Genomic DNA, 11,775 nt, shown 5'->3' with positions numbered 1-11,775 from the left:
CAGGCCGGCATTATCTAGCTTTTTTCACATCCAGTCGACGCAAGTGGCAGGTCACTTCCTCACGGTCGTGGTACAGCTGCTTGCAGCCGATCTCCACCCGGATGCCACGGGCCTTGAAGCCCTCTTCGATACGCTCCAGCAAACGCCGGACTTCGGCATAACGCTGCTTCATCGGCAACTTGAGGTTGACCACCGCCTCGCGGCAATGCCCCTCGCCGATCCAGGTCTCGAGCAAGGCGGCATTGCGCGCCGGTTTCTCGACGATATCGCAGACCATCCAGTCCACCGGCTGTTTCGGCTTGAAGGTGAAGCCGTCGGCCATCAGATGCTGGACCAGGCCGGTGTCCATCAGGCTTTCGGCCATCGGGCCGTTGTCGATGGCGGTCACCAGCATGCCCCGGTTGACCAGTTGCCAGGTCCAGCCGCCGGGCGCGGCGCCGAGGTCGACGCCGGTCATGTCGCTGTGCAGGCGCTCGTCCCACTGGTCGCGGGGGATAAAGTGGTGCCAGGCCTCTTCCAGCTTGAGGGTCGAGCGGCTCGGGGCGCTCCTGGGGAACTTGAGCCGGGGAATGCCCATCGGCCACATCGCCGAATTGTCCGCGTCGGCCAGGCCGAGGAAGACTTCCCGACCGCTCTTGAAAGTCAGCAACAGGCGCGGCTTGTGCGCGTCCTCCACCAGCTTGCCGGCCTGGACCAGGGCCTTGCGCAGCGGGCCTTCGAATTTCTTGCAGAAGTTCGAGAGTTCCTTGCCATCGTTGGTATCGACCACTTCCAGCCAGAGGCTGCCGAACGTCGGCCACGCCGCCAATTCAGCGAGGATCACGCTGATACGGTCGGTTTCCGGGAGGTCGATAAACCGCCCGCGCGCCCACTGCCGGGGGAAGATCAACTCGGCGAAACGCAAGCCGTTCATCAGACGACGGGCGCCGTCGTCGTCGCTGCAGACGAACTCGGCGCAGGCGCTGTTGATCTTGGCCTTGGCGTAGCCCGGGACGTCCAGGCGCGCGGCGTGCTCGGAAATCTCCGAGCAGACTTCGCCTTCGAAGCCCGGACGGCAATGCATAAAAAGGGTGTTCATTGAACTCAGCCTGTCACTAAAACCGGCGCATCATAGCCGAGTTCGGAACCTTGGACCTGCCCATAGAGTCCAGTAACTAGCCAGTTTTCCCGATCGGAGCTAGCGTTAAGGCTCTGTTCGTTCCACCCGGCCCGTGCCGTGCGGGCCTCAAGGAGTCATTTCATGTCCTCCCTCGATAGCCTGAAAACCCTTAAAACCCTGGAGGTAGGCGCCAAGACCTACCACTATTTCAGCCTCCCGGATGCCGCCAAGTCCCTCGGCAACCTGGACAAGCTGCCGATGTCGCTCAAGGTCCTGCTGGAAAACCTGCTGCGTTGGGAAGACGACAAGACCGTCACCGGCGCCGACCTCAAGGCCATCGCCGCCTGGCTCAAGACCCGCGGCTCCGACCGGGAAATCCAGTACCGCCCGGCCCGGGTGCTGATGCAGGACTTCACCGGGGTGCCGGCGGTGGTCGACCTGGCCGCCATGCGCGCCGCCGTGGCCAAGGCCGGCGGCGATCCGCAGCGGATCAACCCGCTCTCCCCCGTCGACCTGGTGATCGACCACTCGGTGATGGTCGACAAATTCGCCACGCCGCAGGCCTTCGGCGAGAACGTCGATATCGAAATGGAGCGCAACGGCGAACGCTACGCCTTCCTGCGCTGGGGCCAGAACGCCTTCGACAATTTCAGCGTAGTGCCGCCGGGCACCGGGATCTGCCATCAGGTCAACCTCGAGTACCTCGGCCGAACCGTCTGGACCAAGGATGAGGACGGCCGCACCTATGCCTTCCCCGATACCCTGGTCGGCACCGACTCCCACACCACCATGATCAACGGTCTCGGCGTGCTCGGCTGGGGCGTCGGCGGCATCGAGGCGGAAGCGGCGATGCTCGGCCAGCCGGTGTCGATGCTGATTCCCGAAGTGATAGGTTTCAAGCTCACCGGCAAGCTCAAGGAAGGTATCACCGCCACCGACCTGGTGCTGACAGTGACCCAGATGCTGCGCAGGAAAGGCGTGGTCGGCAAGTTTGTCGAGTTCTACGGCGATGGTCTCGCCGAACTGCCCCTCGCGGACCGCGCGACCATCGCCAACATGGCCCCGGAATACGGCGCCACCTGCGGTTTCTTCCCGGTGGACGAGGTGACGCTGGATTACCTGCGCCTGTCCGGCCGGCCGAGTGAAACCGTCAAGCTGGTGGAGGCCTACAGCAAGGCCCAGGGCCTGTGGCGGCTGCCGGGCCATGAGCCGGCCTTCAGCGACAGCCTGGCCCTCGACATGGCCAGTGTCGAAGCCAGCCTGGCCGGGCCAAAACGTCCGCAGGACCGGGTGTCGCTGCCGGATGTCGCGCAAGCCTTCAACGACTTCATGGCGCTGCAATTCAAACCCGTGCACAAGGACGAAGGCCGCCTGGAAAGCGAAGGCGGCGGCGGTGTCGCGGTGGGCAATGCGGATATGGTCGGTGAAGCCGACTACAGCTATGAAGGCCAAACCTACCGGTTGAAAAATGGCGCGGTGGTCATTGCCGCCATTACCTCCTGCACCAACACTTCCAACCCCAGCGTGATGATGGCCGCCGGACTGGTGGCCAAGAAGGCCGTGGAAAAAGGCCTGAAACGCAAACCCTGGGTCAAGAGTTCCCTGGCCCCCGGCTCCAAGGTGGTAACCGACTACTACAAGGCCGCCGGCCTGACCCGCTACCTCGACGAACTGGGCTTCGCCCTGGTGGGTTATGGCTGCACCACCTGCATCGGCAACTCCGGGCCGTTGCCCGAGCCGATTGAAAAAGCCATTACCCAGTCCGACCTCACCGTCGCCTCGGTGTTGTCCGGCAACCGTAACTTCGAGGGCCGGGTGCATCCGTTGGTGAAGACCAACTGGCTGGCCTCGCCGCCACTGGTAGTGGCCTACGCCCTGGCCGGCAGCGTGCGCATCGATATCAGCCACGAACCGCTCGGCGAAGACCAGGACGGCAAGCCGGTGTACCTGCGGGATATCTGGCCGAGCCAGAAGGAAATCGCTGACGCGGTGGCCCAGGTCGATACCGCCATGTTCCACAAGGAGTACGCCGAAGTCTTCGCCGGCGACGCCCAGTGGCAGGCGATTGAAGTCCCCCAGGCCGCCACCTATGTCTGGCAGAAGGACTCGACCTATATCCAGCACCCGCCGTTCTTCGACAATATCGCCGGGCCCCTGCCGGTGATCGAAGATATCGAAGGCGCACGGGTACTGGCCCTGCTCGGCGACTCGGTGACCACCGACCACATCTCCCCCGCCGGCAATATCAAGGCCGACAGTCCCGCCGGACGTTATCTGCGCGAACTGGGCGTGGAACCCCGGGACTTCAACTCCTACGGTTCACGCCGTGGCAACCATGAAGTGATGATGCGCGGCACCTTTGCCAATATCCGCATCCGCAACGAAATGCTCGGCGGCGAGGAAGGTGGCAATACCTTCCATGTACCGTCCGGCGAAAAACTGCCGATCTATGACGCGGCCATGCGTTATCAGGCCGAAGGCACGCCACTGGTGGTGATTGCCGGCCAGGAATACGGCACCGGCTCGAGCCGAGACTGGGCCGCCAAGGGCACCAACCTGCTGGGAGTCAAGGCGGTGATCGCCGAGAGTTTCGAGCGTATCCACCGTTCCAACCTGGTGGGCATGGGTGTGCTGCCCTTGCAGTTCAAGCTCGACCAGAACCGCAAGAGCCTGCAACTGACCGGCAGGGAAACCCTGAGTATCGGCGGACTGAGCGGCACCGAACTGCAACCGCGAATGAACCTGCCACTGACCCTGACCCGTGAAGATGGCAGCCAGGAGAAAATCGACGTGTTGTGTCGGATCGACACGCTTAATGAAGTGGAATACTTCAAGGCCGGGGGAATCCTGCATTACGTATTACGGCAACTCATTGCTTCTTGATGGCTCCATGAAATAGCGCGAAGGCGCACCGGCGTTGGTCGGTGCGCCTTTCAAGCCAGATCGGCCAGCCCCCGGTTATTCATCCCCAAACACTATCTTACAAACGACGAAACAGTTTCTTCCCTTCACGAATATCGCCTCTCACACGCACAAATAACACAGCGCAACCTCCGCGCACTACTTATGCGTTCAGTCTCGCAGAGTCATGCTACGTCCCTGACAACCGCCGTTGAGAGTGTGCCTCATCGCCCGGGCTGGAGGAGCCCAGCCTTGAAAACACGCCGGTACGGCCGCTGTTTTTCATTGGCCAGCGGCTCTGGCCCGTACGTTATGATAGTTGGCCCTCAACACCGGGATTTACTTGTTCAACGAATAGAGGACCCTGCATGTCTGTTTTGCCCTGGGCTTATCTGGCCCTGCTTTCCCTGGGTTATGCCCTGGCCTTGAGCGTGGGCCATCTGGGGCTGCCCAGCCTGATCGCCTTCGCCCTGCTGCTGGCCACCGGTGCCGCGGCATTCCAGCAGCGCAATCGCCCGGTTCGTTACCTGGGTCACGGCCTGTTCCTGCTGCTCGCCATCGGCCTGGCCCTGCACTGGCTGCCGGGCTTCGAGAATGGCCGGATGATCAGCGCGGTGCGTTTCACCCCGGACGCCGTGCCTTTCACCATGTACCTCAATCTCGATAAACCGCTGGTCGGCTTCTGGCTGCTGCTGGTCTGCCCGTGGGTGGTCAATCGCCGCTCCGCGCGACGGGTGCTGGGCACTACGGCGCTTGCCGGGGCCGTGACCTCGCTGCTGGCCCTGGGCGGCGCCATCAGCCTGGGCATCGTCGACTGGGCGCCGAAGTGGCCAGAACAGGGTTGGCTCTGGCTGCTGAACAACCTGCTGCTGGTGAGCCTGGTCGAGGAAGTGCTGTTTCGCGGCTATATCCAGGGCGGCCTGAGTCGCTGCTTCAGATCCTTGCCACGGGGAGAAAGCCTGGCGCTGTTCGGCGCCGCGCTGGTCTTCGGGCTGACGCACCTGGGGGCAGGCTGGCAATGGGCATTACTGGCGACACTGGCCGGTGTCGGCTATGGTCTGGCCTACCGTTTTGGCGGTTTGGCCGCAGCCATCGCCACCCATGTCGCACTTAATACAGTGCACTTCGTTTTCTTTACTTATCCAATGTTGCAACCGTGATAAACCGAACGACAGTACCTATTGGCTACTGTCGTTCGGTTAACCCCCAGGGGAAACTGAACACATTAACTTCACGCGTGTTCGACTCGTATTCAAGGACGGGTACGAGTACGCAAAGGCCAGAATATGAACCGGCGCTGAAAGTTGAAAAATATATTCAATATTTCCCCTGCCCTGCCGACAACCCGTCAAAGCCTTGCGGATAGAGAAACCATGCGTAATAACCAACCCATTACCCAACGCGAACGCACCTTCCCCGCTCAGCAACGGTTGATTTCCACTACCGACGCCAAAGGCGTGATCACCTACTGCAACGACGCTTTTGTCGAGATCAGTGGATTTTCCCGTGAAGAACTGATCCGCGCGCCCCACAACCTGGTGCGCCACCCGGACGTTCCGGAGGCGGTGTTTGCCCATATGTGGAACACTCTGAAACAAGGCCTGCCATGGATGGGCATTGTCAAGAACCGCTGCAAGAGTGGTGACCATTACTGGGTCAACGCCTATGTGACGCCCGTTTTCGAAGGCAGCCAGGTGATCGGCTACGAATCGGTGCGGATCAAACCCACCGCCGAGCAGATCCGCCGTGCCGAGGCGCTGTACCAGCGCATCAACCAGGGCAAGTCGGCCGTGCCGCGGCGCGACAAGTGGCTGCCGGTACTGCAGGACTGGCTGCCGTTTATCCTGGTCAGCCAGGTCAGCTTCCTGATCAGCATCTGGCTCAACTCCTACTGGGGCTTCGCCCTGGCCGCGGCGGTCTCGGTACCGCTCGGGCTGATGGGCCTGAGCTGGCAGCAGCGCGGCCTCAAGCGCCTGTTGCAGTTGGCCGAACAGACCACCTCCGACCCACTGATCGCGCAGATGTACACCGACAGTCGTGGTGCCCAGGCCCGTCTGGAAATGTCCATCCTCAGCCAGGAAGCCCGTCTGAAAACCTGCCTGACCCGCTTGCAGGACACCGCCGAGCACCTGACCAGCCAGGCGAAGAAGTCCGACGAACTGGCGCAGAAAAGCTCCACCGGCCTGGATCGCCAGCGCCAGGAAACCGAGCAGGTGGCCACCGCCGTCAACCAGATGGCCGCCACCACCCAGGAAGTCGCCAGTCATGTCCAGCGCACGGCCGATGCGACCCAGGAAGCCAATCGCCTGACCAGTCGCGGTCGCGATATCGCCGGCGAGACCCGCGAGGCCATCGAGCGCCTGTCGGTGGTGGTCGGCGAGACCGGGAGCACGGTTACGCAGTTGGCCAAGGACAGTGACGAGATCGGCGGCGTGGTCGATGTGATCAAGGGCATTGCCGACCAGACCAACCTGCTGGCCTTGAACGCGGCGATTGAAGCGGCCCGCGCCGGGGAAATGGGTCGTGGTTTTGCGGTGGTTGCCGATGAAGTGCGTCAACTGGCGCAACGTACCAGCGAATCCACCGGCCAGATCCACGCCCTGATCGCCAAGCTGCAACAGACCGCCGGCAACGCCGTGCAAACCATGGACGCCGGCCACCGCCAGGCCCAGGAAGGCGTGGCGCGAGTCATGGAAGCCGATGCGGCGCTGGTGGGGATCAGCGAAGCAGTGGCCAATATCACCGACATGACCACCCAGATCGCCGCCGCCACCGAAGAGCAAAGCTCGGTGGCCGAAGAGATCAGCCGCAATATCAGCACCATTGCGCAACTGGCCGACCAGACCTCGGAGCAGGCGCACGACTCGGCGCACTTGAGCGAAGAGTTGACCCGCACCGCCAACACGCAGTATTCGTTGGTGGAGCGTTTTAACCGGTAATCGTTAAAGCGCCCGGAAAACCCGATGATTAATAGTCATCGGGTTTTTTATTGCCTGAAGAAAGTCAATCAACTCTACTTTTAGAGTAAGAAACTTCCTAAAACATACAAACCTTTAACCGACACAACTTGCCTCATCAAAACCATCCCTGCAAAACCCTTGACAATGCTCAACCGTTACTATTCGTTAAAGAGCAGGCATGACATCCCATAGATAGTTACTACCCACTTGAGACGTTCATGCCTTATTTGCCAGATCAGCACGTGCCGACATAAAACACTCACAATAATCGGTAACGCGTCTGACCGTGAAACGACCTGACAACACTCAATTAGATAGCAGGACTATCCTTATGATGGATCTAGTAAACACCCTACAGTCTCGCTTCACGAAAGAGGACCTTATCGCCCCCCGTGTCGAGCAAGCGGCCCCGGAGGATGGGCTGCTGCCAGTCGGCGAGCTTGACAGTCCTCTCTCGGTTTCCCTGCCACTGTGGCCGAATGCACGGCCCGATGACCGTTATCAACTCACCTGGAACAATGTATTGATTGGCGACCCCATTCCACTGACGCCGCCTCTGCAATCGGGTGATATCTTGTATGCGCATCTCCCGGTCAGCACACTCGCCGTCGAAGGGACTTATCAACTTGGTTACCGAATCAGCACGGGGCCGGGCGCAATCGCCTATCAGTCGCAAACCACGCCCCTGGTTATTGATCGCAGCCCACCCGGCGGCACTCTTCTCGCCGCCCTTATCCTTCCGCCGGTCGCCCTCGACGGCCTGAGCAACCATGAACTCGTCGCCCTGGACAACCAACTCACCGTCACGGTTCCCGGTTACTTCGACATGCAGTGGGGCGATGTGATTCAAAGTTACTGGGGCGAGCAGGCCGGGCCCAGCCATACCGTGCAAGCCGATCAACTCGGCAGCGATAAAATCCGGCTCAGTGTCGACCGAAGTTTCCTCGAACACCTGGGCAACGGCGAATTCGCCCTGAGTTACAGCGTCCGCGATCGCGCCGGCAATACCTCCGTGCGCTCGCAAGCGGTCATGCTCAAGTTGCAGTTACAGCAGGCACCGGCCAACCTGCAAGCCCCCCTGGCCCTGCAACTGGAAAATGGCCAGGTCCATGATGCCCAGGCCCGCATCGGCGTGAAGATCGCGGTGCCCACCTACCAGCATGTCGCCATCGGCGACGAAATCTGCGTGCTGTGGAACGGCGAACGGGCCGCCGCCAGGCGGATCATCACCGCCCACGAACTGGACAAGCCTTTGCTGCTGAACGTCATGGCGCGTTATCTGGTGATTTCCCGCCACGGCGACGGCCCGGCCCGGCTGAACTACCAGGTTCGCCGCAATGGCGAGGTGTTCACCTCACCGACACTGGAACTCGAGGTTTTTTTGCAGCTGCCCGGCCCGCAGGACCCGACCCCGCAGACGATGGTCAACGAGGCCCTGGCCGCGCCGTTGATCAAGGGCAAGAATCCGAATGGCCGGCGGCTGGACAACTACCTGGATGAGGACAATGCACAACTCTCGGCCGACGCGGTCATCGCCTGGCGCAAGGCGTTCCAGGCCGGCGACCGGATCAACCTGTTCTGGGGCCAGTCCAGCCAACCGCTGGTACACCTGATTACCCCTCGTGATGTCGAGGCCGCCTGCTATCTGGTGATCAACGTACCGAACAGCCTGATTGCCGAACAAGGCTGCGGCGTCGATATCAGTGTGCAGTACACCGTGACCCGGGAAGGCAATCCGAACACCTCCTACTCGCCCAAGCAATCGGTCGCGGTGATCTTCCAGATGCAGTTGCCGGGTGGCTCGGCGGGCCTGATGGAGCCGGTGTTCGCCGCGGCCAACGTGCTGAATGTAGTGGACCCGCGCCAGGACCCGGAGGGCACGGTGGTGCTGATCAGCCCCTACCGCAACATGAAAGTCGGCGACCGCATCGTCCTGCGCTTTTGCGGCTTCGACGCCCTCACTGGCGGCAACGAGATCGAGGCCGCGGCCTTCAGCAGCGAACGCCTGGTCAGCGAGCACGAACTGCGCAACGGCTGCCGGCTGCGGGTGCCGCTGGCGCGCCTGATGGCTATCGAGCATGGTCGTGGCCGGGCCCGCTATGAGGTGATCAGCGAGCTGGGGCGGGTCACCTCATTGCCCGCCGATGTCTACATCTCGTCACGCGCGACCGTCATGGCGCGTTGAGCGTCAGACACGAAAAAAGCCCTCGGCGATCCTTCGTCGAGGGCTTCGGATCAAAGCGGTCGTCAATGACCGCGCCGATCAGAACGCGTAGCGCAGGCCGAGATTGACACCCCAGGGCTGCTCGATGTGCTCGCCCTTCATGTAATCGAAATCGGCATGCAGTTGCAGGTCCGTCGACAGCGCGGCGGAAACCCCCACGCCCAATTCGCCACGGGTGCCGAACAGGCTGTTGTCGAAGGCCGTGTCATTGACCTTCACCGTATTGTCGTTGCGGGAAAACTCATGGGCCATGGCCACCCGCAGATACGGCTGCAACAGACCGCCGTCGCGCAGTTCAAGGTTACGCCCCAGGGTCGCGCCGGCCTTGCCAAGCACGGAGACGGTACGGTCGTTCTCCGCTCGCAGCCCATTGTCCAATTGGTAGCTGCCGCCCTTGACCAGGACCGAGGACAACTGGGCGTAAGGCTCGACAAAGACATCGTCACGCAGCTTGATGTGTTTGCCTAACTCCAGCGAAGCGCCATAGGCGAAGTTGTCGTAGTCACCCTTGGCCTTGGTGCCGTTGGTCATCCTGACATCGGCCTGGTTATCGAAACGGTTCAGCTTGAGCACGCCGTCGAGGTAGTAGCCGTCGTCCCGCAGCCAGGTGCCGTAGGCACCGAGGGAGTAGCTGTCGACCGTGGCGGAGGTGCCACGATTGAGGCTCAGGTCGGAACGACTGTGGCCGGCCATGACCCCGACCAGCAACTGCCCGTCCCTGACCGGCACGGGCAGATCGGCGCCGAATGACAAGCCTTTCTGGCGTTGCTTGTAGCCGAGCCCCGCCTCAGCGGTGATGTTGTGCTGGCTGCCGTAACTACGAATCCAGCCACCGCCCTCGCCACTGGTGCGAATTTCCCCCATGCGGCTGCGCAAAGTCGGCAGCTCGCCATACCAGATGGTCGGCCCGACGTTGAACAGCGCCAGCGAGGCCTCGGTCGAGGGGCTGATGGTCTTGCCGGAGCCGACGATAAACCAGTCATCGCCCTGCTTCTCCAACTGATAGGAGTAGACACCCAGGTCAATGCTGCCGCCGACCGCTTCGAACAGCGCATCGCCGCCTTCGGTGTGCACCACGTGCAAGGGCGTGATCTCCGGGGAGTTGGGTTCGAGCCCGGTGTTCTGGACATTCAGCAGGAAGTTGCCGTGGGCCTCGCCGTTGATATCCAGTTTGTCGCCGGTGTTGTCCATCAGGTTGACGTGCATATTGAACATGCCGGTACCGGACAGCTCCCCCAGCGACAGGGTGTAGAACTGCTCGGCCGAGCCCAGGGTCACGTTGCCGCCGTCCATGGACAGCGACTTGACCTCGGCGTCGCCGGTCAGCGTCCAGTTCGCTCGACTGTTGATCGCCACGCTGTTGGTGTTGATCAGGTTACCGAACAGTTGCGCGCCGTTTTGCAGGGTGACATCCAGGGTGCTGCTGTCGTCGGCCACCAGGTCGCCGCGCAGCAGGCTGCTGTCGGCGGTGAAACCGACGTTACTGGCGCCCGCGACGTCCAGCAAGATGCCGTTGCCGGACAGCAGGTGCGCGTCGTTCTGCACGGTGATTTTCGCAATTGTGCCTTCCACCGCCGAGATAGCCGGGCCAGAAAGACCTTCGATGATCGAGTTATCGACCACGATGTCGGCTTCCCGGGGAATGATCGGCCCGCCCGGCGCGGCGGTCCGGCCATCGAGCTGCAAGCCGATCGAATCGCCTTGCACATGACTGTTGTTGGTCATGGTCAGCGTTGCGCCGAGCAATTTTATCCCGACGCCCCCCACCCCGCCGAAGTCGCCGCCGAACACCCGGGTATTGTCGAGGCTCAGTTGTCCCAGCGCCGCCACCGCAATTCCGATTCCAGCTCCGGACAACGTACTGTCCTGGATAGTCGCCCTGGAGGCGGTTGTCGTACCCGCCGACGTCAGGGTACTCAGTTCGAGTGCCGTGCCGGTATCGTTGCGCACCTGCGCCTCATTGAGGGTAGCCCTGGCGCCCCCCAAGTGGATACCTCCGGTGACCGTACCGCCATTGACCCTCACCTGGGAGGTCGATCCGTCAGCCCTGACGCTGGTCGCGGCACCGCCGTCGACAATATCCAATATGCCGCCATTGATCACTTGCCATGACGTGGCCTCGCTCCCGGCCGTGACCGTCTCCCGGCGATTGTCCACTATCCCCTGGGGCTCATTGTCCGGAGCGTCTTGCGCCAGACTCACCGGGGAACCCAATACGGCCCCCATGAGGCAGGCGATTTTCCCGAGGCCTTTATACGGGGCCAATCGATAAGTCGTGCGTAACATTACTTCTTCTCCACCAAACAGAAGTAATAGTTTGATAAGGCTCGACCCCGATTTAATATTAAAAAAGGCCGTCAAAAAAGTAGGACACCTCCTAAATAACACAAGATACATTCCTACAAGAAAATCATGCTTTCGAGCATCTCAACATCTAAAAAGCGCTTGACACTCTTTTCACATATCTATTACGTGAGCCCCAGATAGGAAAACACCTATCGATAAAACCTGAAGTAACGCATTCCTGACTTATCAATATCTGACACCGTCAGTCGCCTTATCTTCATCCATTTCCAATCAGGAACAGAAAT

6 protein-coding genes are annotated in these 11,775 nt (G+C 61.2%); 4 read left to right on the top strand and 2 right to left on the bottom strand.

Features of this window, described 5'->3' with window-relative positions:
* Positions 1-10 precede the first annotated feature (10 nt).
* Positions 11-1,078 carry a 23S rRNA (cytidine(2498)-2'-O)-methyltransferase RlmM gene (rlmM, locus tag M5C71_RS09425; RefSeq protein WP_248767690.1) on the bottom strand — a complete coding sequence of 356 codons (1,068 nt, stop codon included), beginning with the start codon at positions 1,076-1,078 and terminating at the stop codon, positions 11-13.
* Between the two features lie 162 nt (positions 1,079-1,240).
* On the opposite strand from rlmM, the gene acnA reads away from it, so the two are divergent.
* From acnA to M5C71_RS09405, 4 genes are all read left to right on the top strand, one after another.
* Entirely contained in the window at positions 1,241-3,982 is a 2,742-nt protein-coding gene (gene acnA, locus M5C71_RS09420; protein ID WP_247263289.1) for an aconitate hydratase AcnA, read from the top strand.
* 386 nt (positions 3,983-4,368) lie between these two features.
* The gene (locus M5C71_RS09415; RefSeq protein ID WP_103499755.1) at positions 4,369-5,160 is read left to right on the top strand and encodes a CPBP family intramembrane glutamic endopeptidase; all 792 of its coding nucleotides are present in this window, start codon (positions 4,369-4,371) and stop codon (positions 5,158-5,160) included.
* 213 nt (positions 5,161-5,373) lie between these two features.
* Positions 5,374-6,939 carry a PAS domain-containing methyl-accepting chemotaxis protein gene (locus M5C71_RS09410; protein WP_177103028.1) on the top strand — a complete coding sequence of 522 codons (1,566 nt, stop codon included), beginning with the start codon at positions 5,374-5,376 and terminating at the stop codon, positions 6,937-6,939.
* Positions 6,940-7,291: 352 nt separating this feature from the next.
* Positions 7,292-9,145, top strand: coding sequence for a hypothetical protein (locus M5C71_RS09405; RefSeq protein ID WP_248767689.1), 1,854 nt, complete (start codon positions 7,292-7,294; stop codon positions 9,143-9,145).
* A 78-nt stretch (positions 9,146-9,223) separates the two neighbouring features.
* Here the strand turns inward: M5C71_RS09405 and M5C71_RS09400 are convergent, their stop codons facing one another.
* Positions 9,224-11,470 carry an autotransporter outer membrane beta-barrel domain-containing protein gene (locus tag M5C71_RS09400; RefSeq protein WP_248767688.1) on the bottom strand — a complete coding sequence of 749 codons (2,247 nt, stop codon included), beginning with the start codon at positions 11,468-11,470 and terminating at the stop codon, positions 9,224-9,226.
* Between the last annotated feature and the right edge of the window lie 305 nt (positions 11,471-11,775).

Source organism: Pseudomonas sp. MWU12-2345, assembly GCF_023242385.1.
Lineage (GTDB): Bacteria > Pseudomonadota > Gammaproteobacteria > Pseudomonadales > Pseudomonadaceae > Aquipseudomonas > Aquipseudomonas gingeri_D.
The sequence above is the reverse complement of the archived record's forward strand: the minus strand, read 5'-3'. Positions and strand labels throughout refer to the sequence as shown.

What these genes read in the sequence shown, in the direction of transcription:
- rlmM (WP_248767690.1), bottom strand. Translation starts at nt 1,078, where the DNA reads ATGAACACCCTTTTTATGCATTGCCGTCCGGGCTTCGAAGGCGAAGTC.
- acnA (WP_247263289.1), top strand. Translation starts at nt 1,241, where the DNA reads ATGTCCTCCCTCGATAGCCTGAAAACCCTTAAAACCCTGGAGGTAGGC.
- M5C71_RS09415 (WP_103499755.1), top strand. Translation starts at nt 4,369, where the DNA reads ATGTCTGTTTTGCCCTGGGCTTATCTGGCCCTGCTTTCCCTGGGTTAT.
- M5C71_RS09410 (WP_177103028.1), top strand. Translation starts at nt 5,374, where the DNA reads ATGCGTAATAACCAACCCATTACCCAACGCGAACGCACCTTCCCCGCT.
- M5C71_RS09405 (WP_248767689.1), top strand. Translation starts at nt 7,292, where the DNA reads ATGATGGATCTAGTAAACACCCTACAGTCTCGCTTCACGAAAGAGGAC.
- M5C71_RS09400 (WP_248767688.1), bottom strand. Translation starts at nt 11,470, where the DNA reads ATGTTACGCACGACTTATCGATTGGCCCCGTATAAAGGCCTCGGGAAA.